Raw genomic sequence first — 25,243 nt, forward strand, 5'->3', positions numbered from 1 at the left:
ATGACGTGTCCACACCGACCTCCGACGTACTGAACAGTCACTTGGCACACTGGTACCCATGGCATTCCTGGACCGGTTCCGCCGCGGCTCCTCGCCGAAGATGCGAGCCCCCGCGCGCGACGCTGCCCGCACCGGTTCCACCCGGGTGCGAGCGTCGGACTCGGTCGACCTCGAGCACCTGCAGACGTGGGTCACCGCACGTCGGGGCGTCGAGGGCTTCGTGGAGCCGCGCACCGCGGTCAGCGACGTCACGCTGCTCCTCGTCGCCCACGACGGCGAGTGGACCCGGCGCCGGGTCCCGTCCGTGAAGTGGGCGCACGAGTTCTGCAACCAGCACCAGATCCCGTCGTACGACGCCGCCGTCGTCGGCATCCCGCAGCGGATGCGTGACTACAACCGCCGCAAGAAGCAGCAGGGCCTGTAGGAATCTCGACCCGCGAGGACTGACTCACCGAAGTGTGGTTGATCCGATGCACCTGGTGCATCGGATCAACCACACTTCGACATCCGGTGTCCTGCCGGCGCAGATGTTTTGAGGTCGCGATGTCACAACCGGCTCGGTGCGGATATTTCTAGGTCTGGCTGACAGCACCGAGGCGTTCACGCAGTGCTGGCGGCGGAGACGTTCGCCCGGCTCTCGTAGCTGCCCCGACTAGGGACAGACCTTGATGGTCGTCGGCCAGCCGCCACCCAGATCGAGGGCGATCTCGAAGCACGGCCTCGGGGAGGCGGCTCCCTCTCCGGCCGCCTTCTCTCCGGCCTTGAAGGTGGACGGGACCAGTGGGGTGACCGACGCCGTCACCGGGATGGCGCCGCCTGCGATCGACTCCTGCGCCGATGCCTGGATGATCGACTGGACGACCGCGCGGCCGAAGGACTCGAAGGTGTGGACCGATCCCGCGAGAGCGAGCAGATCGGTCGTGGAGGTGCCGACAGCAGCCTCGTCGGTGTGAGCGGACATCAGATCTCCCAAGAGGTCGGTGACGTCAGCTCCGTCCGGATGACGATGCGCGTCACTGACGGCCACCATGTCGCCGCGGGCCGGCGCCGCGCATGATCCAGATGGGCCGCTCGAGGCGTCAGCTCTCGGCGAGCTTCCGCGCGTAGTCGACGAGCGTGCCGACCGCGACCCCGGTGCCGCCCGAGGTGGTGTGGCCCCAGGCCGCGCCGGAGTTGAACGACGGGCCGGCGATGTCGAGGTGCGCCCAGGGCAGTCCGGCGGTGAACTCGCGGAGGAACGCGGCGGCGAAGAGGCCGCCGCCCCAGCGGACCCAGTCGTGCTGCGAGAGGTCGGCGATCTTGCTGCTGTGGATCCGGTCGGTCATCGCCTCGGGGATCGGCATCGGCCACATCTCCTCGCCGGCGACGGCGGCCGCGGCGAGGACGTCGTCGACGACCTCCGGCGAGCCCATCACGCCGGAGACCCGGTCGCCGAGCGCGACGACCATGTGGCCGGTCAGGGTGGCGACGTCGAGGATCACGTCGGGCTTCTGCTCCGTGGCCCGCACGAGCGCGTCGCCGAGCACGAGGCGGCCCTCGGCGTCGGTGTTGCTGATCTCGACGGTCGTGCCGCCGTACATCGAGAGCACGTCGCCGGGGCGGGTCGCCGAGCCGGAGACCATGTTCTCGGCCATCGGCGCGAACGTGCTGACCTTGATCGGCAGCCCGAGCGAGGCGATCACGAACGTCGCCTGGACGACCGCGGCGGCGCCGGCCATGTCGGACTTCATCTCGTTCATGCTCTGCGCAGGCTTGATGGTCAGGCCGCCGGAGTCGAAGGTGATGCCCTTGCCGACCAGCGCGAGGTGGACCTTGGCGTCCTTGGGCGCGTAGGTCAGCTCGACCAGCCGCGGGGGAGCGGACGACCCGGCGCCGACGCCGAGGATGCCGCCGCAGCCGAGCTCGGCGAGCTGGACCTCGTCGTAGACCTTGATCGCCACCTTGGGGGCGCCGCGGCCCTTGGTGAGCTCCTTGGTCGCAGCGACGACGGCGTCTGCGAACGCCGGCGGGGTGAGGTCACCGGGAGGCGTGTTGACCCAGTCGCGGGTGGTCGCGACGGCGCGGGCGACCAGCTGCGCCTCCTCGAACGCCGCGACCGTCTCCTTGCGGCGCGCGACCGACGAGAGCACGACGACCTCACCAGGACGCTTCGGGCCGCTGTCCTTCTTGTACGCCGTGTACGTGTAGCCGCCCAGCAGGTGGCCCTCGGTCACGGCCCGGACCAGGTCGGGGGAGTCAGCGGGCAGCGCGAGCGCGACCGACGCGGCGTTGGTGACCGCGCGGGAGGCGACGCCGGCGGCGCGGCGTACGGCGGAGGCATCGGGCTTCTTGCCCAGGCCGACCAGCACCAGCAGGGGAGTGGACAGGGCGCCCGACGTCGGGACCTTGAGCAGCTCGCCGGTCTTGCCGGTCACGCCCAGGGACGACAGCAGCGGGCGCAGCTTGCGGCCGTACGCCGCGGCGACATCACCGCCCCCGTCGGCGATCTCGGGTCCCTTGGCGGTCTGGACGACCCCGACGACCACCGCATCGCATCGGGTCTTCGCGGGGTTGGCGCTGCGCAAGGTGTAGGTCGTCACCCGCGAAGGATAGTCCGGGGTCTCGGCACGCCAGTCGCGTCCTCGCGAGCTCGGCCGCGCGGCTCGCTCGACCACCATCACCGAATCCGCTGTCGCGTCTCCGGTAAGTTCGCCGCCATGTCGGACCTCCTGCGCTCACCGTTGCACGACCGGCACGAGGCGCTCGGCGCCAAGTTCGCCGCCTTCGGTGGCTGGTCGATGCCGCTGGAGTACCCCTCCGGCGTGGTGAAGGAGCACACCGCGGTCCGCGAGTCCGTCGGCATCTTCGACGTGAGCCACCTCGGCAAGGCGGTCGTGGCCGGGCCCGGCGCTGCCGACTTCGTCAACCGCACGCTGTCCAACGACCTGGGCCGGATCGCTCCCGGCCAGGCGCAGTACACGCTCTGCTGCGACGACGAGACCGGCGGCATCGTCGACGACCTGATCGCCTACCTCCACTCCGACGAGCGGGTGCTGCTGGTCCCCAACGCCGCCAACACCGCCGAGGTCGTACGCCGGCTCCAGGCCGCCGCCCCGGACGGCGTCACCGTCACCGACGAGCACCGCGACCACGCGGTGCTGGCCGTCCAGGGCACGAAGTCCGACGAGGTGCTCGCTAAGCTCGGCCTTCCGGTCGGGCACGACTACATGTCCTTCGCGGTCGCTCCCTTCGAGGGCGCCGACGTCGTCGTCTGCCGCACCGGCTACACCGGCGAGCGCGGCTACGAGCTGATCGCGCCGAACGCCGTCGCGGTCGCCCTCTGGGACGCGCTGCTCGAGGCCGGCGCGGAGTTCGACATGCTGCCCTGCGGGCTCGGCGCGCGCGACACCCTGCGCACCGAGATGGGCTACCCGCTCCACGGCCAGGACATCTCCCTCGACGTCACGCCCAGCGAGGGCCGGGTCGGCTGGGCGGTCGGCTGGAAGAAGGACGACTTCTGGGGCCGCGAGGTGCTGCTCGCGGAGCGCGAGGCCGGCCCGAAGCGGATCCTGCGCGGGCTGGTCGCGACCGGCCGGGGCATCCCGCGACCGCACATGAGCGTCAGCCTGACCCCCGACGTGCTCCTCGGCGAGGTCACCTCCGGCACGTTCTCGCCGACCCTGCGCAAGGGCATCGGCCTCGCGCTGGTGCCGTCGTTCGTCAACCCCGAGGCCGAGGTCGGGGTCGACATCCGCGGGCGCCGCGAGATCTTCCAGCTCGTGAAGCCGCCGTTCCTCGACCCGTCCGTGCGAGAGGCCTGAGCATGAACCTCCCCGAGCAGCCCCCGACCTTCCGTCCGCCGACCCCGGCCGAGCGGCCCTGGTGGTGGCGGCTGGAGAACTCCGCCGGCATCGAGGTGACCGTCACCGGCGACCTCGCCGACCAGCGGTTCGCGAGCCAGGCCGACGCCGAGTCGTGGGTCGGTGAGACCTGGTCGGACCTCGCGGCGGAGGGCGTCGACGCGGTCACGCTCTTCGAGCACGACCGGCAGGTCTACGGACCGATGTCGCTGCACGCCTGACCGTCACGGAGCGGACGGAACCTTTCTCGGGGTCTCGGGGGTCTGGTCGGTGAAGGCCTCCGCGAGAAGGATGACCCCATGGCCAGGAACGACGCCGACTTCGCCGCCTACATGGCGGCGCGCTGGCCCTTCCTGGTGCGCTCGCTGGTCCTGCTCGGCTGCCCCCGGCACGAGGCCGAGGACGTCGTCCAGACCGGGCTCGCCCGCTGCTACGCGTCGTGGGACCGGGTCCGCAAGGCCGACGACGTGGACGCCTACGTCTACCGCACCGTGCTCAACTGCTGGCACAAGAGCCGTCGGCGGCGGTGGTGGGGCGAGCAGCCGAGGGGGGAGCTGCCCGAGCGGATCGAGCCCGACCAGGTCACCGACCTGGTGCTCCTGCGCCACGCGCTGGAGGCCGAGCTGCGGAGGCTGTCGGCCGAGCACCGCGAGGTGCTGGTGCTGCGGTTCGTCGCGGACCTCTCCGAGGCCCAGGTCGCCGAGGTGCTCGACGTACCCGTCGGCACCGTGAAGAGCCGGGTCTCACGGGCGCTGTCCAGCGTCGACCTGGCCGCGCTCCGGGAGGTGATCGGGTGATGTCCGAGCTGCTGGCCGAGGAGATCTTCCGCAAGGCGAGCGAGTCGATCGACGTGCTGGCCCCGCCGCTGCAAGGTGTGGTCGACGAGGCGCGCGCCCAGCGCCGGCGCCGCCGTCGGGTGGTCGCCGCGAGCGTCGCGGCCGCGGTCGTCGTGGTCGCCGGGCTGACCTGGATCGGCACCCGCCCTCCGGCCGAGCCCGACGGCATCGGGCCGGCCAAGGTCACGCGCGCGACCAACCCCGTCGACGTCGGGTGGTACGCCGCCGGCAAGCTGCACCTCGACAAGGTGACGGTCACGGTGCCCGACCTCACCGACTTCGGCGAGGTCAACGGCGGTGCGGTCTACGGCGACCGCGCCGGCCACGTCGCCTTCGTCGACGCCCAGGGCGAGCAGCGGCTGATCGGGACGAAGGCGGCCGGCGTACCCGTCGTGGTGTCCGTCGGCACGGGCTGGGCCGCCTGGATCGAACCCGTCGGCAACGGCGGACGCATCGTCGTCTGGGACGCGGTCGCGGGTGCCACGCTCGCCGAGCTGCCGGTCGGGCGCGGGGTGCGACTCATCGCCATCGACCAGGACCACGTCTTCTACGAGACGCCCGCGGGCGACTACGGCTGGACGCCGCCGAACGGCGAGCCCGTGCTGCTCGACCGCTCCGGCCTGATCGAGGTCGAGTCCGCGACGAAGGTCTACCAGGAGGGCAAGTCCATCGACATGGTCCAGCCGTTCTTCAGCGTCGACTACAAACGGCCGGGGATCGACGCGATCCTCTCGCCGGGTGGCTACTACGCCGTGTCGTCGTCGCCCGCGAACGACGGCACCCCGCCCTTCAAGCCGCTCCTGTACGACGTCCGCTCGGGCAAGTCGCTCCCGACCGGCTTCGCGGCGGACGACTTCGCGATCGACGCGACCTTCGGCGACAACCACTCGGTGGTCTACCTGGTCATCTACTCGGGCGACATCGTCGCGCCCCACCCTCTGGTGGTGCTGCGCACCTGCGAGCTCGGCGCGGCGCGCTGCTCCGACGTCGTACCCCTGTCGACCAACGAGGGAATGCCGATTCTCGGGAGCTGACGAGCAGACTGGTGCCATGCGCTTCAGCCAGGTCGACGTCTTCTCCAGCGAGCCCCTGCTCGGCAACCCGGTCGCGGTCGTCCACGACGCCGATGGCGTGACGGACGAGCAGATGGCGTCCTTCGCCCGGTGGACCAACCTCTCCGAGACGACGTTCCTGCTCAGCCCGACCGACCCGGCGGCCGACTACCGGCTGCGGATCTGGACCCCGGGGGGTGAGCTGCCGTTCGCCGGTCACCCGACCCTCGGCAGCGCGCACGCCTGGCTCGAGGCCGGGGGAGTGCCCGCCGGCGACGAGCTCGTGCAGGAGTGCGGCGCCGGCCTGGTCACGATCCGTCGGGGCGAGACGCTCGCGTTCGCCGCTCCGCCCCTCACGCGCTCCGGTCCGGTCGACGCCGACGACGTGGCCGGCATCTGCCGCGCGCTGCGGATCCCCGGGGCGGCGATCGTCGAGACCACCTGGATCGACAACGGCCCGGGCTGGGTCGGCGTCCTGCTCGAGGACGCTGCTGCCGTGCTCGCCCTCGACCCCGACTGGGCGGCCTTCGGCGACCTGAAGATCGGCGTCGTGGGGGAGTACGCCGAGGGTCCGGTCGCCGTCGAGGTGCGCGCGTTCTGCCCGGGCTACGGCATGCCCGAGGACCCGGTGACCGGTTCGCTCAACGCCGGCATCGGCCAGTGGCTGGCGGGCGAGCGCCTGCCCGCGTCGTACGTCGCGAGCCAGGGGACGGCACTCCAACGCGCCGGTCGGGTGCGGGTGAGTCGCGTGGGTCAGGAGGTGTGGGTGGGGGGCGACACCCGCACGACCATCACCGGAACCGTGGACCTCTGAGATCTAGGCTGGTGCCGTGCAGACCTACCTCGACCTCCTCCAACGCATCCTCGACGAAGGCGTGGAGAAGAGCGACCGCACCGGCACCGGCACCCGCTCGGTCTTCGGCCACCAGATGCGCTTCGACCTGAGCGCCGGCTTCCCGCTCGTGACGACCAAGAAGATCCACACCCGGTCGGTCTTCGGCGAACTGCTGTGGTTCCTGCGCGGCGACACCAACGTGAAGTGGCTGCAGGACCGCGACATCACCATCTGGGACGAGTGGGCCGACGACAACGGCGACCTCGGGCCGGTCTACGGCTACCAGTGGCGCTCCTGGCCGACCCCGGACGGCCGCCACGTCGACCAGATCGCGCAGGTCGTCGAGCAGATCCGCAGCAACCCCGACTCCCGGCGCCACATCGTGTCGGCCTGGAACGTCGCGGACATCCCCGACATGGCGCTCGCGCCCTGCCACACGATGTTCCAGTTCTACGTCGCGGACGGCCGCCTGAGCTGCCAGCTCTACCAGCGCTCGGCGGACGTCTTCCTGGGCGTGCCGTTCAACATCGCGTCGTACGCCCTGCTCACGCACATGGTCGCCCAGGTGACCGGGCTCGAGGTCGGCGACTTCGTGCACACGCTGGGTGACGCCCACCTCTACTCCAACCACCTCGACCAGGCGCGCCTGCAGCTCACCCGCGAGCCGCGGCCGCTGCCGACGCTGTGGCTCGACCCGTCGGTCACCGCGCTCGACGCGTTCGACCTCGAGCACATCGCCGTCGAGGGCTACGACCCGCACCCGGGGATCAAGGCGCCCATCGCCGTATGAGCGCACGGGTGGTGATGGTGGCCGCCGTCGCCCGCAACGGCGTCATCGGCAACGGCCCCGACATCCCCTGGCGGATCCCGGGGGAGCAGCGGCTCTTCAAGGAGCTGACGATGGGCCACGTCCTGGTGATGGGTCGGACGACGTACGAGTCGATCGGCCGCCCGCTGCCCGGACGCACCACGATCGTGCTGACCCGCGACCCGGCCTGGTCGGCCGAGGGCGCGCTCGTCGCGAGGTCGTTCGACGACGCGCTCGCGCAGGCAGCGACGCTGCCCGGTGACGTGATGGTCGTCGGCGGTGCGCAGGTCTACGCGGCGGCGCTCCCCGTCGCCACCGAGCAGGTCATCAGCGAGATCCCGCTGTCCCCGGACGGCGACGTGCTCTACCCGGCGTACGACCTCGCCGACTGGGTCGAGACCGCCCGCGAGCAGCACGACGGCTACGAGCGGGTGTTCCTGGCGCGGGCCGGTGTTGGGGAGCATCTGACAGGCTGAGCCCCATGGAGCTCAGAGTCTTCACCGAACCCCAGCAAGGCGCGACGTACGACGACCTCGTGGTGGTCGCGCAGGAGGCGGAGCGGCTCGGGTTCGGGGCGTTCTTCCGCTCCGACCACTACCTGTCGATGGGCGGCGACCCGATGCCCGGGCCGAGCGACGCGTGGATCACGCTCGCCGGCATCGCCCGCGAGACCAGCACCATCCGGCTCGGCACGATGATGACGAGCGCGACCTTCCGGTACCCCGGTCCGCTCGCGATCAGCGTCGCGAACGTCGACCAGATGAGTGGGGGTCGGGTCGAGCTCGGCATCGGTGCGGGCTGGTTCGAGGCCGAGCACACGAAGTACGGCATCCCCTTCCCGAGCACGCGCGAGCGCTTCGACCGGTTCGAGGAGCAGCTCGCGATCATCACCGGGCTGTGGGCCACCGACGGCGGCTTCAGCTTCGACGGCGAGCACTACCAGCTGACGGACTCGCCCGGCCTGCCGAAGCCGACCCAGCCCAAGCCGCCCGTCCTGATCGGCGGCCACGGCGCGAAGCGGACCCCCGCGCTCTCCGCGACGTACGCCGACGAGTTCAACGTGCCGTTCGCGGACCTCGACACCACGAAGACCCAGTTCGCCCGCGTCGCCCGGGCGTGCGAGGCCCAGGAGCGCGACCCCGCGACGATGACCTGGTCCAACGCACTGGTGCTCTGCGTCGGTGAGAACGAGGCCGACCTGGACCGCCGCGCGGCCGTGATCGGGCGCGAGAAGGCCGAGCTCCGCGAGAACGGCCTGGCCGGCACGGTGCCCGAGGTCCTGGACAAGATCTCGGCGTACGCCGAGGCCGGCAGCGAGCGCCTCTACCTGCAGATGCTGGACCTCTCCGACCTCGACCACCTCCGACTCGTGGCGCGCGACGTCATGCCGCACGTCGGCTGAGCGGACAGAGCGATAACCTGAGACCTATGACCTCTGCTGCACCTGCTGCGCCGTTCGGCCGCATGCTCACCGCGATGGCGACCCCGTTCGGTCCCGACGGGAGCCTGGACCTCGACGGTGTGCAGCGGGTGGCCAAGCACCTGATCGCCAACGGCCACGACGGCCTGGTCGTCTCCGGCACCACCGGAGAGTCGCCGACCACCACCAAGGAGGAGGACGGCGAGGTCCTCGCCGCGGTGCGCGCCGCGGTCGGTCCCGACATCAAGCTGGTCGCCGGGGTCGGCACCAACGACACCGCCACCTCGACGTACCTCGCCCGCCAGGCCCGCGAGCGCGGCGCCGACGGCGTGCTCCTGGTCTCGCCCTACTACAACAAGCCCGGCCAGCGGGGCATCCTCCACCACTTCCGCCAGGTCGTCGACGCCGCCGAGATCCCCGTGATGCTCTACGACGTCCCCGGCCGCACCGGGAGCCAGATCGCCCTCGAGTCCTTCGAGGAGATGGCCTCGTGGGAGTCGGTGGTCGCGGTCAAGGACGCGGTCGGCGACATGCCGCGCGCGGCCAAGCTCGCCCGGCTCGGCTACGCCGTCTACTCCGGCGACGACATCAACACCCTCGGCTTCCTGGCCCACGGCGCCTGCGGACTCGTGTCCGTGGTCGGCCACGCGGCCGGGAACGATCTCGCGTCGATGATCGACGCGTTCCTCTCCGGCGACCACGCCGGTGCCCTGACGATCTACCAGCGGCTGCTGCCCGCGTTCGAGGCTGTGATGGGCGTGCCCAACTACGGCGCGACCACGGCCAAGGCGTCCCTGGAGCTGTTGGGCGTGCTCGACAACCGACACGTCCGGTCCCCGCTGGTCCCTCTCGACGACGACGAGGTCGCGGCGCTCCGCGCCGGCCTCGCAGAAGCAGGTCTCTTGTGAGTCATCCCCACCCCGAGCTCTCCGAACCGGCCGCACTGGCGAAGGGGGGCCTCCGGGTCACCGCCTTCGGCGGTCTCGGCGAGGTCGGTCGCAACATGACCGCCTTCGAGTACGACGGTCGCCTGCTGCTCGTCGACTGCGGCGTCCTCTTCCCCGAGGACCACCAGCCCGGCATCGACCTGATCCTTCCCGACTGGTCCTCGATCCGCGACCGCCTCGACACCGTCGAGGCGCTCGTGCTCACGCACGGCCACGAGGACCACATCGGCGCGACGCCGTACCTCCTGCGCGAACGCGGCGACATCCCGCTCGTCGGCTCCGAGCTCACGCTGGCCCTGCTCGGCAGCAAGCTGCGCGAGCACCGGCTCAAGGAGACCATCCACCACGTGGTGAAGGAGGGCGAGCGGCTGACGTTCGGACCCTTCGAGCTCGAGTTCGTCGCGGTCAACCACTCCATCCCCGACGCGCTCGCCATCGCGATCCGCACGCCGGCCGGGATGGTGCTCCACACCGGCGACTTCAAGATGGACCAGCTTCCGCTCGACGGCCGGATCACCGACCTGCGCGCATTCGGGCGGCTGGGGGAGGAGGGTGTCGACCTCTTCCTCACCGACTCGACCAACGCCGAGACCCCCGGTTTCACGCCGTCCGAGAAGACGATCACCCCGGTCATCAACCAGGTCTTCCGCGAGTCGCAGCAGCGGATCATCGTCGCCTGCTTCGCCTCCCACGTGCACCGCGTCCAGCAGGTGCTCGACGCGGCAGTCGCCAACAACCGCAAGGTCGCGTACGTCGGCCGCTCGATGGTCCGCAACATGGCGATCGCCCGCGACCTCGGCTACCTCACGGTGCCGCCGGGCGTGCTGGTCGACGCGAAGGAGCTCGCGGACCTCGCACCCGAGCGCCAGGTGCTGATCTCGACCGGGTCGCAGGGCGAGCCGATGAGCGCGCTGTCGCGGATCGCCCAGCGCAACCACAACTTCGTGCACATCGAGGAGGGCGACACCGTCCTGCTCGCCTCGAGCCTGATCCCCGGCAACGAGAACGCCGTCTACCGGGTCATCAACGGCCTGGCCCGCTGGGGCGCCAACGTCGTGCACAAGGGCAACGCCCACGTGCACGTCTCCGGCCACGCCAGCGCCGGCGAGCTCCTCTACTGCTACAACATCGTCAAGCCGCGCAACGTGCTGCCGGTCCACGGCGAGATCCGCCACCTGCTCGCCAACGCGGCTCTGGCGCGGGCGACCGGCGTCGAGAACGTCGTCATCGCCGAGGACGGCGTCGTCGTCGACCTCGTCGACGGCGTGGCCTCGGTGGTCGGCAAGGTCGACTGCGGCTACGTCTTCGTCGACGGCGCCTCGGTCGGCGACATCACCGAGTCCGACCTCAAGGACCGCCTGATCCTGGGCGAGGAGGGCTTCATCTCGGTGATCGTGGTCGTCGACTCCGTCAGCGGGAAGGTCTCCGGCGGTCCCGAGATCCACGCCAAGGGCAACGCGCTCGACGGCTCGAACTTCGACGAGCTGCGCCAGCCGATCATCGACGCGCTCGACCGGGCCATCGCCGAGGGCAACACCGACTCCTACCAGCTGCAGCAGACCGTGCGCCGCGTCGTCGGCCGCTGGGTGAGCAACACCCACCGCCGCCGGCCCATGATCATCCCGGTGGTCATCGAGGCCTGAGCCAGCCGCCTCCGAGGAACGAGGTCGCAAGGGCGTGTCGAGACACCGGTGAGCTGACCATCAACCTCGATCGAGGTCGCCGGCCGGTTGCGGGGGGTCTCGACGAGCTCGACCAACGGCGGCAGACACACCCGCGTGTGATGCGTGTGACTGGAGTGACCGCTGCGTAGTGTGGGTTCCATGGCGACCCGTACGTCTTCCCCGCCGGGTTCGCGGAGCAAGAGCACGTCTTCCTCGTCCTCGACCTCGCGATCCCGGAGTACCAGTCCAAGGCGCAAGCCTGCCCCCAAGAAGCCGGTCAAGAGGACAGCGAGCAAGCGCAAGCCTGCTCCGAAGCGTCCCGCCCCGCGCGCCGTACGCAACGGCCCGGGTCCGATCGCGCGCTTCTTCACGGTGCTCTTCCGCGGGGTCGCTGCCGTCTGGCTGGCGATCGCCCACGGCGTGGGTGCCGTCGCCCGCAGCATCGGGCACACCGCCCGTGACCTCGAGCCCGAGCACCGCCGCGACGGCGTCGGGCTGATGCTCTTCGGTGGCGCGGTCATCGTCGCCGCCGCCGTCTGGTGGCAGCTGCCGGGCTCGATCATGGATGCCGCGCGCACCGTGGTGGAGGGGTCGGTCGGCAAGGTCGGCTTCCTCGTCCCGCTCGCCCTCCTCTTCGTCGGCTGGCGCACCATGCGCGACCCCGAGCAGACCGGCCCGGTCGGTCGTCAGGTCGTCGGCTGGGCCTGCCTGGCCTTCGGCCTCCTCGGCATCGTGCAGATCGCCAGCGACAACCCGCAGCCGGTCATGGGTGACACCAGCGACCTGCGCACCGCCGGCGGTGCGATCGGGTACGTCGTCGCGAGCCTGCTCCTCGACCTGCTCCGCTCGGAGTACGTCGTGGTGCCGCTGCTCGCGCTCATCGCCTTCTTCGGCGTCCTCATCATCACCAGCACGCCGCTCTACCAGGTGCCGACCAAGCTCGCGGCCACCCGCGACCGGCTGCTCGGCCACGAGCCGGCTCCCGAGGTCGACCCCGACGCCACCCAGGCGATGCCGGCCGTCCGCGGCCGCAAGCGCAAGGTCCTCGACGAGACCGGCGAGATCGACCCGGACATGGGCGACCCGGCGTACGACAGCCCGGTCCTCTCGGACCGTGAGCTCCGCAAGCGCAAGAAGCGCCTCGAGACCACCGACGACGGCCTCGACATCTTCGCGCCGGACGCGCCCACCGAGGCGGCCGCGCCGGTCGTGGAGGAGAAGGTCGAGCTCGAGCCGCCGCCGCACACCCCGCTCCCGCCGCGCGTCGAGCAGCTCGCGCTGTCCGGCGACATCGCCTACTCGCTGCCGGCCAACGAGGTGCTCAAGCCCGGGTCGGTCCACAAGGCCCGGTCCAAGGCGAGCGACGCCGTCGTCGACCGCCTCACCCAGGTGATGGAGGAGTTCAACATCGACGCGCAGGTCACGGGCTACACCCGTGGCCCGACGGTCACGCGCTACGAGGTCGAGCTCGGTCCTGCGGTCAAGGTCGAGAAGGTCACCGCGCTCTCCAAGAACATCGCGTACGCCGTGGCCTCGGCCGACGTCCGCATCCTCAGCCCGATCCCCGGCAAGTCGGCGATCGGCATCGAGATCCCCAACCTGGACAAGGAGATCGTCTCCCTCGGCGACGTGCTCCGCTCCAACACGGCGCGCTCCGACCACCACCCGATGGTGGCCGGTCTCGGCAAGGACGTGGAGGGCGGCTTCGTCGTCGCCAACCTCGCGAAGATGCCGCACCTCCTGGTCGCCGGTGCCACCGGCTCGGGCAAGTCGTCGTTCATCAACTCGATGATCACCTCGATCCTGATGCGCTCCACGCCCGACGAGGTCCGGATGATCATGGTCGACCCCAAGCGGGTCGAGCTGAACGCCTACGAGGGCGTCCCGCACCTGATCACGCCGATCATCACCAACCCCAAGAAGGCCGCCGAGGCGCTGCAGTGGGTCGTCCGCGAGATGGACATGCGGTACGACGACCTCGCGAACTTCGGCTTCCGGCACATCGACGACTTCAACAAGGCGGTGCGCGCGGGCAAGGTCACGGTGCCTCCGGGCAGCGAGCGCGAGCTCACGCCGTACCCCTACCTGCTGGTGATCGTCGACGAGCTCGCCGACCTGATGATGGTCGCCCCGCGCGACGTCGAGGACTCGGTCGTCCGGATCACCCAGCTCGCCCGTGCGGCCGGCATCCACCTGGTGCTCGCCACGCAGCGTCCGTCGGTCGACGTCGTCACCGGTCTGATCAAGGCCAACGTGCCGTCGCGGCTCGCGTTCGCAACCTCCAGCCTCGCCGACAGCCGGGTCATCCTCGACCAGCCGGGCGCCGAGAAGCTGGTCGGACAGGGTGACGGCCTCTTCCTGCCGATGGGCTCCTCGAAGGCCGTGCGCGTCCAGGGCTCCTGGGTCACCGAGGCCGAGATCGCCCAGGTCGTGAAGCACTGCAAGGCGCAGCTCGAGCCCAACTACCGCGACGACGTCACGGCCCCGGCCGCGGCCAAGCGCGAGATCGACGACGACATCGGCGACGACATGGACCTCGTGGTCCAGGCGATCGAGCTGGTCGTCTCCACCCAGTTCGGGTCGACCTCGATGCTGCAGCGCAAGCTCCGCGTCGGCTTCGCCAAGGCCGGCCGGCTGATGGACATCATGGAGAGCCGTGGCGTGGTCGGGCCCAGCGAGGGCTCGAAGGCCAGAGACGTGCTCGTGAAGCCCGACGAGATCGATGCCGTGATCGCGACTCTCCAGGGGGAGATGTGAGCAACCTCAGCGCAGACCTGCAGGAGCAGACCGGGACCACCCAGAGCTCGGTCGAGGTCCGCACCGACGCCCGCCTCGCAGCGGCGGTGGGCGGTGTCGCCTCGATCGTCGCGTTCGCCTACCTGGCGCGCGCGCTCGGCGACGGCGGGTGGCTGGACTGGGTGGTGGTGCTCGTCACGAGCGCCATCGCGGCCGCCCACCTCCAGTCACTCGCCGACGCCCGGGTCCCGCTGCTCGTCGTCGACGAGCAGGGCGTCCGGATGCGGAGTGCAGGACTTCGGGGAGGCCGGGTCTGGCAGGGCCTGCCGTGGGCCGACATCGAGGTCCTCGAGCACGAGCCGCGACGCGGTCTCTTCGGCGACGGCCGGATCACGCTCGTCCCCCGCGACGAGGACGACGTGCACCGCTCGGTGCCGCTGTCGATCTCGACGCGGGTCAGCGGCGCCGACGACGACCTGACCGCGGCCCTCCTGCTGCTCGCCCCCGACGCCGACCAGGTGGTCGAGACCGAGCACGTCGGCCACGACCTGCGTCCGACCCTGGCCCGCGCCATCGACCTCGTCTCCGAGCGGCTGCGCCCGCAGCACGACGACTACGACGAGTACGACGACGAGTACGACGAGTACGACGAGTACGACGAGCACGAGCACGAGGACGCCGACCTCGACGAGGTCGACGGCGACGACGAGCCCGAGCACACCGTGCCGCTGTCACCGATCGTCGCGAGCGCGACGCCGATCCCGCTGCGCGACCCGGTCGGCGGATCGCGCGCCGAGGTCCGCTTCGACGGCGCCGCCGCGCTGGCCTCCGACCCGTCCGAGACCGACGATGAGACCCGTCCCGGTCTCCCGGAGTCGCGCGAGCTGCGCCGGCCCGGCAGCGTCGACCTGGTCGAGGACACCGTGGTCTGGAGCGACCGCGTCCAGCCGATCGCCCGTGAGGGCGAGGCCGTCGCGCCGCTGGTCATCGACGACTTCTCGGTCGAGCCGGCCGAGGACCCGGTCATCGGTCCCGAGCTGGTCGCAGCCCGCACCCGGCTCGGACTGACGGTCGACCAGCTCGCCGAGCGCACCCGGATCCGCCCCCACGTCATCGAGTCGATCGAGGTCGACGACTTCGCACCGTGCGGCGGCGACTTCTACGCCCGCGGCCACCTGCGCACGCTCGCCCGGATCCTCGGTGTCGACGCGGGGCCGCTGCTGGCGTCGTACGACGAGCGCTACGCCGACGCCCCGATCAACGCCCGCCGGGTCTTCGAGGCCGAGCTGGCCACCGGGGCCGACGGCCCGATCCGCAGCACCCGCGGTGGCCCGAACTGGTCGGTGCTCGTCGCGGCCGTGATGGCGCTCGTGCTGTGCTGGTCGATCGCCCGGCTGATCATGGACAGCCCCGTCGAGCTCCACCACAAGCCGGTGCTCAACGGTTCGCCGTCCTCGCAGACCAAGCTCGGTCCCGCCGTACCCGTCGTCCTCGACGCCGCCAACGGGGGCACCCACGTGGTGGTCCGCGACGGCGCCGGGGACGTGGCCTTCAGCGGCGACCTGGCCTACGGCGACACCAAGACGGTCAAGGCCGCTCCGCCGGTCCGCATCCAGTCCTCCGACGGCTCGCTCAAGGTCACCATCGACGGTCAGGACCGCGGTCCGCTCGGCGCCGAGGGCCAGCCCGCCCAGAACACCTTCGCCGCCAGCTCCTGATCGGCGTTTCGACGCCGTACGGGGTCGGTTGACATACTCGACAGGCGATGACGACTGAGACCACACCTGCCCCCGCCCGCGAGCTGCTGTCGGTGGCGATGGTGACCCTCGGCTGTGCCCGCAACGAGGTCGACTCCGAGGAGCTGGCCGGGCGTCTCGAGGCGGGCGGGTTCCTGCTCGTCGACGACCCGGAGGACGCCGACACCGTCGTCGTCAACACCTGCGGCTTCGTCGAGTCGGCCAAGAAGGACTCCGTCGACACGCTGCTCGAGGCCGCGGAGCTCAAGGAGACCGGCCGGACCCAGGCGGTCGTCGCCGTCGGCTGCCTCGCGGAGCGCTACGGCAAGGACCTCGCCGAGTCGCTGCCCGAGGCCGACGCCGTGCTCGGCTTCGACGACTACCCCGACATCGCCGAGCGGCTCCGCTCGATCGTCGCGGGGGAGGTCCACCACGCCCACACGCCCCAGGACCGGCGCCGGCTGCTGCCGATCTCGCCGGTCGAGCGCACGCTCTCCACGACGCCCGTGCCCGGTCACGCCTCCGGCCCGGCGTCCGTACGCCGCCGGCTCGACTCGGGGCCGACCGCCTCGCTCAAGCTGGCCAGCGGCTGCGACCGCCGCTGCTCCTTCTGCGCGATCCCGGCCTTCCGAGGCTCGTTCGTGAGCCGCCGCCCCAGTGACGTGCTGCAGGAGGCCCGCTGGCTCGCCGAGCAGGGCGCCCACGAGCTGTTCCTGGTCAGCGAGAACTCCACGTCCTACGGCAAGGACCTCGGCGACCTGCGGCTCCTCGAGACGCTGCTGCCCGAGCTGGCCGCCGTCGACGGTGTCGAGCGGGTGCGGGTGTCCTACCTGCAGCCCGCCGAGACCCGCCCCGGGCTGATCCAGGCGATCGCGAGCACGCCCGGCGTCGCGCCGTACTTCGACCTGTCCTTCCAGCACGCCAGCGCGGACGTGCTGCGCCGGATGCGCCGCTTCGGCGACCCGGAGAGCTTCCTCGGCCTGCTCGAGCAGGTCCGTGCGCTCGCGCCGACCGCGGGGGTGCGCAGCAACGTGATCGTCGGGTTCCCCGGCGAGACCGAGGCCGACCTCGAGACCCTGTGCGACTTCCTGGTCGCCGCGCGCCTCGACGTGACCGGTGTCTTCGGCTACTCCGACGAGGACGGCACCGAGGCTGCGTCCTACGACGCCAAGCTCGACGACGACGAGATCCTCGCCCGCGTCGAGCACGTGTCGACCCTGGTCGAGGAGCTCACCTCCCAGCGCGCGATCGAGCGGATCGGCGAGACCGTCGACGTGCTCGTGGAGCGCGTCGACGACGACGAGACCGAGGGCCGGGCCGCCCACCAGGGTCCTGAGGTCGACGGTGCGACGTACCTCGTCGACAGCGAGGCCCGGGTCGGTGACCTGGTGCGCGCGGTGGTCGTCGAGTCGGACGGCGCCGACCTCTACGCTCGGGCACTGTGATGACCGACGTCCAGGCGCAGCCCAGCAACTGGAACGTGCCCAACGTCCTCACGACCCTCCGCATCGTGTCGGTGCCGTTCTTCGCCTGGGCGCTGCTGGTCGACGGCGGCGACTCGATCACCTGGCGGTGCGTCTCGTTCGTGATCTTCGCCGTCGCGATGATCACCGACAAGATCGACGGCGACCTGGCGCGCAAGCACAACCTGGTCACCAACTTCGGCAAGATCGCCGACCCGATCGCCGACAAGGCGCTCACCGGCATGGCCTTCATCGGGCTCTCGATCGTCGGCGACATCTGGTGGTGGGTCACGATCATCGTGCTCGTCCGCGAGTGGAGCGTGACGCTCCTGCGGCTCTCGATCCTCCAGAAGGTCGTGATCGCGGCCGCCGACCTCGGCAAGATCAAGACCACCTTCCAGGCGATCGCGCTGGCGACGCTCTGCCTCCCGCTGCGCGACCCCGACCTGGCGAGCTGGCTCGAGGTGCCCGGCGACGTGATCTTCTACCTCGCCCAGGTCTGCCTGGCGATCGCGGTCGCACTGACGATGTGGTCCGGCTACGAGTTCTTCCGCGACGTCTGGAAGCAGCGGGCAAGTCTGCGCAAGGCCTGACGCTCACGTTTGGCGGGTTCTGCTCTTGCCACGGTGAGGCAGGCGGGCGGTCTTGCGGCCGATTGCGGTGCACGGGCAAAAGGTTGCCTGTTGTTAACCGATGGGTCTGGATTTCCTGCGGGTCGGTGAGGTTAGGTGGCGCAGTCATCGACCTTCACTCGGAAAGGTTCCACAGTGCCCCCCAGTTCTCGGGCGCGCAGGGGCATGCGTGCTCTTGTCGCCGTATCCGGACTCGCCCTCGGCGCGAGCTCCCTGGTCCTCGTCTCGACTCCCGCCCACGCGGCTGGCGCCGTCGACATCAACATCCTGGCCACCAACGACTTCCACGGCCGGATCAAGTCCAACGGCGTCGAGGCCGGGGCTGCCGTGCTGGCCGGGGCGGTCAAGCAGATCCGTGGGGAGCACCCCAACACCGTCTTCGCCGCGGCGGGCGACCTGATCGGCGCCTCGACCTTCGAGTCCTTCATCAACAACGACAAGCCCACGATCGACGCGCTCAACGAGGCGGGTCTCGAGGTCTCGGCGGTGGGCAACCACGAGTTCGACAAGGGCTACGACGACCTCGTCGACCGGGTGATGGCGCCTGAGTCGGCCACCAACCCCGACGGTGGCGCGAGCTGGAAGTACATCGGCGCCAACGTGGTGATGAAGGACTCCGGCGACCCGGCGCTCGACCCGACGTTCGTCAAGGACATGGGCGGCGTCCAGGTCGGCTTCGTCGGGGCCGTGACCGAGCACCTGCCCGAGCTGGTCTCGCCGGGCGGCATCGCCGACATCAAGGTCACCGACATCCCGACGGCCGTCAACACGGAGGCCGACGCGCTCAAGGCCGAGGGCGTCGACGTGATCGTGCTCCTGGTCCACGAGGGCGCAGCGAGCACCGACTGCGCGACGATGGACGACGACCCGACCTCCGACTTCGGGAGCATCATCTCCGGCGTCGACGACAACGTCGACGCGATCGTCTCCGGCCACACCCACCTGGCCTACAACTGCAAGTTCCCGGTCGCCGGCTGGGCGGGTCGCCCGGTCACGGAGCGGCCGGTCGTCTCGGCCGGTCAGTACGGCTACAACCTCAACCAGCTCGACCTCAGCGTCGACCCCACCTCCGGGCAGATCCAGAGCGTCGACCAGAGCATCCTGTCGCTCACGACCGCGTCGACGACGGGCACCCCGCCGGTCACGACGTACACGCCCAACTACCCGGCCGACCCGGCGACCAAGTCGATCGTCGACGCCGCGGTGGCCGAGGCCGACGTCAAGGGCGCCGTGCCGCTCGGCGACATCGACGGCGCCTTCAAGCGCGCGGCCCGGCCGAAGGCGGCCGACCCGACGACCACCGAGGAGAACCGCGGTGGCGAGTCGACCCTGGGCAACCTCGTGGCCGAGGTGCAGCGGTGGGCGACCGAGTCGGAGACCACCGGCTCGGCCCAGATCGCCTTCATGAACCCTGGCGGTCTGCGCGCCGACATGGTGGGCAACACCCCGGGTTCCTACCCGACCACGCTGACCTACAAGCAGGCCGCCAACGTGCAGCCGTTCGCCAACACGTTGGTCAACATGGACCTGACCGGAGCCCAGCTGAAGACGGTCCTGGAGCAGCAGTGGCAGCCCGCGGGCTCGTCGCGCCCGTTCCTGCGCCTCGGCGTCTCGAAGGGCTTCACCTACACCTACGACCCGACCACCAAGACGGTGACGGGGATGTGGCTCAACGGCGACCCGATCAAGCCGGGCGCCAGCTACTCGGTGACGGTGAACTCCTTCCTGTCGACCGGCGGTGACAACTTCTTCGCCTTCGCCGACGGGACGCACAAGCAGGACACCGGCAAGACCGACCTGCAGGGCATGGTCGACTACCTGGCGGAGTTCGCCGCCGACAAGCCGCTCCCGGTCGACTACAGCCAGCGCGCGGTCGGCGTGACCTTCCCGTCCGGAGCGCCCGCGTCGTACGCCGCCGGCGACACCGTCGCGTTCGAGCTCTCCTCGCTCGCCATGTCCGGTGCCGGTGACGTGCAGGACAGCGAGGTGACCGTGTCTCTCGGTGCCACGAAGCTGGGCACCTTCCCGGTCGACAACGCCGTGGCCGCGGGTGCGACCGACGACGAGGCAGGGACGGCCTCGGTCAGCTTCACGCTGCCCTCCGGCATCGCCGGTGGCAGCCGGGACCTCACGGTGACGGGCGCCGACACCGGCACCGAGGTCGCCGTGCCGCTGCAGGTCGCCCAGGCCGGCTCCACGGTCTCCGCGAAGGTGACGCCGAAGCGGATCGTGGTCGACAAGACACGCGCCAAGGTCAAGATCTCCGTCACCTCCGCCGGCACGGCGTCCGGCAAGGTCGAGGTCAAGGTCGGTGGCAGGACCTACTCGGCCAAGCTCCACGACGGCAAGGCCACGGTGACGCTGAAGAAGTTCGGCAGCACGGGCACGAAGAAGGTCAAGGTCACCTACCTCGGCAACGCCGCCACGAAGTCGTCGCACGACTCCGTGACGATCAAGGTCGTCAAGAAGTAGCAGTGCCGTCGGGGTCCACCGCGTGCGGTGGATCCCGACGTGCTCCTCTCCCCACAACAGAACCCTCTCGGAAGGCTCCACCATGTTCTCGACGTCTCGGGCGTCGCGGCGTGCACTGGCCGGCTTCGCCGGTCTTGCCGTCGCTGTCTCCGGTCTGGCCATCGCCACGACCGGCCCTGCCAGCGCTGCCAGCAGCGGCCTGGTCATCAGCGAGGTGTACGGCGGTGGCGGCAACGCCGGCGCCACCCTCACCAACGACTTCATCGAGCTCTACAACCCGACGTCCGCACCGATCAGCGTCGCCGGGATGTCGGTCCAGTACCGCAGCTCCGCGAGCACGGCTGCCGCGACCGGTGTGACCACGCTGTCCGGCACCGTGCCGGCCGGTGGTCACTACCTGGTCCAGGAGGCCGCCGGCACGGGCGGTACGACGGCCTTGCCGACGCCCGACGCGACCGGCACCATCGCGATGTCCGGTACGGCGTTCACCGTCTGGCTGGCAGCCGGAACCACCGCGCTCAACCCGGCTGCCGACGGGTCCACCGCCCGGGCCGGGATCGTCGACCTGGTCGGCGTCAACAGCAACACCTTCGAGACGGCCAAGACCGGGGCGACCGCCAACGCGACGTCCGCGAGCCGCACCGCCGGCGACACCGACAACAACGCGACCGACTTCGCGGTCGGTGCCCCGAGCCCGCAGAACGCCGGCACGGTCACCCCGCCGACCGACCCCGATCCGACCGAGGCCACGATCGCGGAGATCCAGGGCACCGGCGACACCTCGCCGCTCGCCGGTGACACCGTCACGACCGAGGGGGTCGTCACCGCGGCGTACCCCACCGGCGGTTTCAACGGGTTCTACCTCGAGACGCCCGGCACCCCCGACACACCTGGCGCGTCTGACGGCATCTTCGTCTACGGGTCCGCTGCGACCGCGAAGGTCGCGATCGGCGACAGCGTCGAGGTGACCGGTGACGTCAGCGAGTTCCAGGGCACGACCGAGATCTCCGGCGTCGCTGCTGACGACGTCACGGTGCTGGCCGACTCGCTCGGCACGGTGACCCCGCTCGCCGTCCCGTGGAGCGACCTCGACACCCCGGCGGAGAAGGAGGCCCACGAGGGCGAGCTCGTCCAGCCGCAGGGTGACTTCACGGTGACCGACAACTACGACACCAACTACTACGCGTCGTTCACGCTCGCGTCCGGCGACAAGCCGCTCGTGCAGCCCACGGACGTCGCCGACGCGCAGGACACCGCGGCGATCGCGGCGATCAACGCTCAGAACGCTGCCAGGTCGGTCACCCTCGACGACGGCGCGAGCACCAACTTCAACAGCGCCGCCAACAAGTCGGTCCCGCTCCCGTGGCTCTCGAAGACCAACCCGGTGCGGGTCGGCTCGGCCGTCACCTTCCACGAGCCGGTCGTCCTGGAGTACCGCAACAGCCTCTGGAACCTCCAGCCCACCAGCCAGGTGACCGGTGACGGCGCCGATGTCGCGACCTTCACCAACACCCGCACCGCGGCGCCGGAGAACGTCGGTGGCGACATCCGTCTGGCGACGTTCAACGTGCTGAACTACTTCCCGACCACCGGCGAGGAGTACGTCGCGTCCGGCCAGGGCAGCTGCACGTACTACAACGACCGCGACGGCAACCACATCACCGACAACGTGTGCGGCACCGATGCCTCACCCGGACCGCGTGGTGCGGCCACCGAGGAGAGCCTCGCTCGTCAGCAGGCCAAGATCGTCGCCGCGATCAACAAGCTCGGTGCCAGCATCGTGTCGCTGGAGGAGATCGAGAACTCCGTGAAGCTCGGCCAGGACCGCGACGCCGGCGTCTCGACGCTCGTCGACGCGCTCAACGCGGCCGCGGGTGCCGGCACCTGGGCGTTCGCCCCGTCGCCGGCCGCCGCGGACCTCCCGCCGACCGCCGAGCAGGACGTCATCCGGACCGCCTTCATCTACAAGCCGGCCGACGTCTCGCTGGTCGGTGGCTCCAAGGTGCTCACCGGCTCGGCGGCCTTCGCGGACGCCCGGGAGCCGCTGGCCCAGGGCTTCAAGGCGACGGGTGCCCCCGACTCCGACGCCTTCGCCGTGATCGTCAACCACTTCAAGTCCAAGGGCTCGGGCGTGGACGACGGCACCGGCCAGGGCAACGCCAACCCGGACCGGGTCGCGCAGGCGCACGACCTGAGCGCCTTCGCGAGCAGCTTCGCGTCGTCGCTCGGCACCGACAAGATCTTCCTCACCGGTGACTTCAACTCCTACACCCAGGAGGACCCGCTCCAGGTGCTGTACGGCGACGGCTACGTCGACCTGCAGACCCAGTTCAACGGCGGCGAGACGACGTACAACTTCGACGGGCTCGCCGGCTCGCTCGACCACGTGCTCGCCAACGCCGCTGCCGAGGAGATGGTGACGGGCACGGACGTGTGGCAGATCAACGCGGAGGAGTCGATCGCGTTCGAGTACAGCCGCTACAACTACAACGCGACCGACTTCTACGAGGCCAACCCCTACCGGGCCTCCGACCACGACCCGGAGGTCGTCGGGCTGGACCTGCCGGCGCTGCCGGTGCCGAAGACGGCGTCGACCACGTCGGTCACCGCGGTGCCGGGTGTTGCGATCGCGAAGCTCACGCCGGTCGCGCTGATCATCCAGGTCAAGGCCACCGGCGCGACGCCGACGGGCTCGGTCACGGTCAGCTGGGACGGTCAGTCGAAGGACGTCAAGCTGGTCCGGGGATATGCCGCCACCGCGATCGGTCCGTTCAAGACCGCCGGGACGCACCACGTCACGGTGACCTACAGCGGGACGGACACGATCGAGGGCTCCACCGCCTCGACCGACGTGAAGGTCTACAAGATCTTCTGAGCTGCCTTGGTCGCCCCAGCGCAGCTCGGGCGACCAAGTCGCAGCAGCCAGATCGAGTAGCCCCGTGACCGACGAACGAGGTCGCGACGGGCGTATCGAGATCTCAGCCGATGTCTCGATACGCTCGCTCGCGCTCGGGTCAACGTTCGATCGACTCCGCGAGGGCGAAGGCGGACCGGACCAGCGCGAGGTGGCTGAACGCCTGCGGGAAGTTGCCGACCATCCGGTCGTTGCCGACGTCGTACTCCTCGGAGAGCAGCCCGACGTCGTTCGTCAGCCCGCAGAGCCGGTCGAAGAGGGCGCGCGCGTCGTCGACACGGCCGGCTCCGGCGTACGCCGCGACCAGCCAGAACGAGCACGCCAGGAACGGGTGCTCGTCACCGGCGAGACCGTCGACGCCGCTCTGGGTGCGGTAGCGCAGCACCAGCCCGTCGCGCATCAGGTCCTGCTCGATCGCCTCGATGGTGCCGAGCATGCGCGGGTCGTCCCCGGCGATGAAGCCGATCTCGGGCAGCACCAGGAGCGACGCGTCGACCTCGGTCGTGCCGTAGTGCTGCACGAACGTGTTGCGGTCGGCGTCGAAGCCCTTGTCCAGCACCTGCGCGTGCACGCGGTCGCGGAGCTCGCGCCACTCGTCGACGGGACCCTCGAGGTCGAACTCCTCGATGGCCCGGACACCGCGGTCGAAGGCGGCCCAGACCATCGCCTGGGAGTGGGTGAAGTGCTGCTGCGGCCCGCGGATCTCCCAGAGCCCGTGGTCCTTCTTCTGCCACGTCTTCGCGAGGTTCTCGACCAGGGAGCGCTGCAACGCCCACGCGTTGGCATCGGCGTGGCCGGTGACCTGACGGGTCCGCTCCAGCGCGATCATCACCTCGCCGACCACGTCGAGCTGGCGCTGCAGGGCGGCCCCGTTGCCGATGCGCACCGGCGTCGAGCCCTCGTAGCCGGGGAGGTGGTCGAGGGTGAGCTCGGTCAACCGACGGCTGCCGTCGGTGCCGTAGAGGATCTGCAGGTCCTGCGGGTCACCGGCGACCGCGCGCAGCAGCCAGCCGCGCCACAGCTGCGCCTCCTCGGTGTAGCCGGCCTGGACGAGCGCGCCGATCGTCAGGGCGGCATCGCGCAGCCAGCAGTAGCGGTAGTCCCAGTTGCGCTCCCCGCCCGGGTCCTCGGGCAGCGACGTGGTCGGGGCGGCGACGATCCCGCCGGTCTCCTCGTCGGTGAGCATCCGAAGCGTCAGCAGCGACCGCCGCACGATCCCCGGGTGCGGCATCACGTCGGGGCACCGGCCCGACCAGTCCTCGTCGTCGGTGATCGACGCGTTGATCCGGTCCTCGTGCGTGCCGAGGTCGTCGACCTCGAGGTGCGAGGGGAACCAGGTGGTCGAGAACGTGAGCTCGTCGCCCTCCGCGACGTCGAACTCGTCGGAGTGCCGGTGGTCGGTCGCCCGCGGCAGCCGCGGGCCGCGCAGGACCAGCCGGTCCGGGCCGCCGACCGCGACGATCACCTCCTCGCCGCCGATGGTCTCGCGGCGCACCCACGGCAGCACCGCGCCGTAGTCGAGCCGGACCATCCACTCGTGGCGCATCCGGACCGTGCCGCTGCAGCCGGTGACGCGTCGTACGACGTCGGCGCGGCTGTCGCCGCGGGGCATCACGTCGGTGAGCGTCACGACCCCCGTCGCCGTGGTGAACGTCGTCTCGAGCGCTCCGGACGCGCCGATGTAGCGACGGCTGACGTCGTACTCGGCGACCGGGCAGAGCTGCCAGTGGCCGTGGTCGTCGGTGCCGAGCAGACCCGCGAAGCAGGCGGGCGAGCCGAAGCTGGGCAGGCACAGCCAGTCGATCGAGCCGTTGCGGCCGACCAGCGCGCTGGTCCGCCGGTCACCGATGAGCGCGTAGTCCGCGATGGGGAGAGCCACACAGCGAGGC

At 70.6% G+C, this 25,243-nt stretch carries 20 protein-coding genes; 17 read left to right on the forward strand and 3 right to left on the reverse strand.

The window, feature by feature from the left end; translation table 11 throughout:
- Positions 1-58 precede the first annotated feature (58 nt).
- Positions 59-424, forward strand: a complete 366-nt coding sequence (locus ABLE68_RS17005; RefSeq protein WP_348872946.1) for a hypothetical protein — start codon at positions 59-61, stop codon at positions 422-424.
- Between the two features lie 228 nt (positions 425-652).
- Here the strand turns inward: ABLE68_RS17005 and ABLE68_RS17010 are convergent, their stop codons facing one another.
- Both ABLE68_RS17010 and ABLE68_RS17015 read right to left on the reverse strand, forming a co-directional pair.
- Positions 653-961 (reverse strand): hypothetical protein, encoded by a 309-nt coding sequence (locus ABLE68_RS17010; RefSeq protein WP_348872947.1) that lies wholly within the window; start codon positions 959-961, stop codon positions 653-655.
- A gap of 118 nt (positions 962-1,079) precedes the next feature.
- Positions 1,080-2,579, reverse strand: a complete 1,500-nt coding sequence (locus ABLE68_RS17015; RefSeq protein WP_348872949.1) for a leucyl aminopeptidase — start codon at positions 2,577-2,579, stop codon at positions 1,080-1,082.
- Between the two features lie 117 nt (positions 2,580-2,696).
- Here ABLE68_RS17015 and gcvT point away from each other — a divergent pair, with 117 nt between their 5' ends.
- From gcvT to ABLE68_RS17095, 16 genes are all read left to right on the forward strand, one after another.
- Positions 2,697-3,800, forward strand: coding sequence for a glycine cleavage system aminomethyltransferase GcvT (gcvT, locus tag ABLE68_RS17020; RefSeq protein WP_348872950.1), 1,104 nt, complete (start codon positions 2,697-2,699; stop codon positions 3,798-3,800).
- A gap of 2 nt (positions 3,801-3,802) precedes the next feature.
- Positions 3,803-4,060 (forward strand): hypothetical protein, encoded by a 258-nt coding sequence (locus tag ABLE68_RS17025; RefSeq protein ID WP_348872951.1) that lies wholly within the window; start codon positions 3,803-3,805, stop codon positions 4,058-4,060.
- A 78-nt stretch (positions 4,061-4,138) separates the two neighbouring features.
- A complete protein-coding gene (locus ABLE68_RS17030; RefSeq protein WP_348872952.1) occupies positions 4,139-4,636 on the forward strand; it encodes a SigE family RNA polymerase sigma factor in 498 nt (165 codons plus the stop codon).
- Positions 4,636-5,709, forward strand: coding sequence for a hypothetical protein (locus ABLE68_RS17035; protein WP_348872953.1), 1,074 nt, complete (start codon positions 4,636-4,638; stop codon positions 5,707-5,709). The genes ABLE68_RS17030 and ABLE68_RS17035 overlap by 1 nt, the downstream gene beginning before the upstream one ends.
- A 16-nt stretch (positions 5,710-5,725) precedes the next feature.
- The gene (locus tag ABLE68_RS17040) at positions 5,726-6,541 is read left to right on the forward strand and encodes a PhzF family phenazine biosynthesis protein (protein WP_348872954.1); all 816 of its coding nucleotides are present in this window, start codon (positions 5,726-5,728) and stop codon (positions 6,539-6,541) included.
- Between the two features lie 16 nt (positions 6,542-6,557).
- Positions 6,558-7,352, forward strand: a complete 795-nt coding sequence (locus ABLE68_RS17045; RefSeq protein ID WP_348872955.1) for a thymidylate synthase — start codon at positions 6,558-6,560, stop codon at positions 7,350-7,352.
- Positions 7,349-7,846, forward strand: coding sequence for a dihydrofolate reductase (locus ABLE68_RS17050; RefSeq protein ID WP_348872956.1), 498 nt, complete (start codon positions 7,349-7,351; stop codon positions 7,844-7,846). The genes ABLE68_RS17045 and ABLE68_RS17050 overlap by 4 nt, the downstream gene beginning before the upstream one ends.
- A 5-nt stretch (positions 7,847-7,851) precedes the next feature.
- Entirely contained in the window at positions 7,852-8,772 is a 921-nt protein-coding gene (locus ABLE68_RS17055; RefSeq protein ID WP_348872957.1) for an LLM class F420-dependent oxidoreductase, read from the forward strand.
- A gap of 26 nt (positions 8,773-8,798) precedes the next feature.
- A complete protein-coding gene (gene dapA / locus ABLE68_RS17060) occupies positions 8,799-9,698 on the forward strand; it encodes a 4-hydroxy-tetrahydrodipicolinate synthase (RefSeq protein WP_348872958.1) in 900 nt (299 codons plus the stop codon).
- Positions 9,695-11,380: a ribonuclease J gene (locus ABLE68_RS17065; protein ID WP_348872959.1), complete on the forward strand. Its 1,686-nt coding sequence runs from the start codon at positions 9,695-9,697 to the stop codon at positions 11,378-11,380. Before dapA ends, ABLE68_RS17065 begins: the two co-directional genes overlap by 4 nt.
- Before the next feature lie 180 nt (positions 11,381-11,560).
- Positions 11,561-14,158 carry an FtsK/SpoIIIE family DNA translocase gene (locus ABLE68_RS17070; protein ID WP_348872961.1) on the forward strand — a complete coding sequence of 866 codons (2,598 nt, stop codon included), beginning with the start codon at positions 11,561-11,563 and terminating at the stop codon, positions 14,156-14,158.
- Positions 14,155-15,855, forward strand: coding sequence for a helix-turn-helix domain-containing protein (locus ABLE68_RS17075; protein WP_348872962.1), 1,701 nt, complete (start codon positions 14,155-14,157; stop codon positions 15,853-15,855). The genes ABLE68_RS17070 and ABLE68_RS17075 overlap by 4 nt, the downstream gene beginning before the upstream one ends.
- 47 nt (positions 15,856-15,902) lie before the next feature.
- Positions 15,903-17,318 (forward strand): 30S ribosomal protein S12 methylthiotransferase RimO, encoded by a 1,416-nt coding sequence (gene rimO, locus ABLE68_RS17080; protein WP_348872963.1) that lies wholly within the window; start codon positions 15,903-15,905, stop codon positions 17,316-17,318.
- Complete coding sequence (gene pgsA / locus ABLE68_RS17085) at positions 17,318-17,929, forward strand: CDP-diacylglycerol--glycerol-3-phosphate 3-phosphatidyltransferase (RefSeq protein ID WP_348872965.1); 612 nt, start codon at positions 17,318-17,320, stop codon at positions 17,927-17,929. Before rimO ends, pgsA begins: the two co-directional genes overlap by 1 nt.
- A gap of 204 nt (positions 17,930-18,133) precedes the next feature.
- Positions 18,134-20,440, forward strand: a complete 2,307-nt coding sequence (locus ABLE68_RS17090; protein WP_348872967.1) for a bifunctional metallophosphatase/5'-nucleotidase — start codon at positions 18,134-18,136, stop codon at positions 20,438-20,440.
- Between the two features lie 82 nt (positions 20,441-20,522).
- Complete coding sequence (locus ABLE68_RS17095) at positions 20,523-23,315, forward strand: ExeM/NucH family extracellular endonuclease (RefSeq protein ID WP_348872969.1); 2,793 nt, start codon at positions 20,523-20,525, stop codon at positions 23,313-23,315.
- 139 nt (positions 23,316-23,454) lie between these two features.
- Here the strand turns inward: ABLE68_RS17095 and ABLE68_RS17100 are convergent, their stop codons facing one another.
- Complete coding sequence (locus ABLE68_RS17100) at positions 23,455-25,233, reverse strand: glycoside hydrolase family 15 protein (protein WP_348872971.1); 1,779 nt, start codon at positions 25,231-25,233, stop codon at positions 23,455-23,457.
- Positions 25,234-25,243: the final 10 nt, after the last annotated feature.

It is taken from the genome of Nocardioides pollutisoli (assembly GCF_040045055.1).
Lineage (GTDB): Bacteria > Actinomycetota > Actinomycetes > Propionibacteriales > Nocardioidaceae > Nocardioides > Nocardioides tweenelious.

Excerpts from the sequence above, each read along its gene's own strand:
- ABLE68_RS17055 (WP_348872957.1), top strand. The coding sequence starts at position 7,852 with ATGGAGCTCAGAGTCTTCACCGAACCCCAGCAAGGCGCGACGTACGAC.
- rimO (WP_348872963.1), top strand. The coding sequence starts at position 15,903 with ATGACGACTGAGACCACACCTGCCCCCGCCCGCGAGCTGCTGTCGGTG.
- ABLE68_RS17070 (WP_348872961.1), top strand. The coding sequence starts at position 11,561 with ATGGCGACCCGTACGTCTTCCCCGCCGGGTTCGCGGAGCAAGAGCACG.
- ABLE68_RS17095 (WP_348872969.1), top strand. The coding sequence starts at position 20,523 with ATGTTCTCGACGTCTCGGGCGTCGCGGCGTGCACTGGCCGGCTTCGCC.
- ABLE68_RS17025 (WP_348872951.1), top strand. The coding sequence starts at position 3,803 with ATGAACCTCCCCGAGCAGCCCCCGACCTTCCGTCCGCCGACCCCGGCC.
- dapA (WP_348872958.1), top strand. The coding sequence starts at position 8,799 with ATGACCTCTGCTGCACCTGCTGCGCCGTTCGGCCGCATGCTCACCGCG.
- ABLE68_RS17030 (WP_348872952.1), top strand. The coding sequence starts at position 4,139 with ATGGCCAGGAACGACGCCGACTTCGCCGCCTACATGGCGGCGCGCTGG.
- ABLE68_RS17010 (WP_348872947.1), bottom strand. The coding sequence starts at position 961 with ATGTCCGCTCACACCGACGAGGCTGCTGTCGGCACCTCCACGACCGAT.
- ABLE68_RS17040 (WP_348872954.1), top strand. The coding sequence starts at position 5,726 with ATGCGCTTCAGCCAGGTCGACGTCTTCTCCAGCGAGCCCCTGCTCGGC.
- pgsA (WP_348872965.1), top strand. The coding sequence starts at position 17,318 with ATGACCGACGTCCAGGCGCAGCCCAGCAACTGGAACGTGCCCAACGTC.
- ABLE68_RS17035 (WP_348872953.1), top strand. The coding sequence starts at position 4,636 with ATGTCCGAGCTGCTGGCCGAGGAGATCTTCCGCAAGGCGAGCGAGTCG.
- gcvT (WP_348872950.1), top strand. The coding sequence starts at position 2,697 with ATGTCGGACCTCCTGCGCTCACCGTTGCACGACCGGCACGAGGCGCTC.
- ABLE68_RS17090 (WP_348872967.1), top strand. The coding sequence starts at position 18,134 with ATGCGTGCTCTTGTCGCCGTATCCGGACTCGCCCTCGGCGCGAGCTCC.
- ABLE68_RS17050 (WP_348872956.1), top strand. The coding sequence starts at position 7,349 with ATGAGCGCACGGGTGGTGATGGTGGCCGCCGTCGCCCGCAACGGCGTC.
- ABLE68_RS17005 (WP_348872946.1), top strand. The coding sequence starts at position 59 with ATGGCATTCCTGGACCGGTTCCGCCGCGGCTCCTCGCCGAAGATGCGA.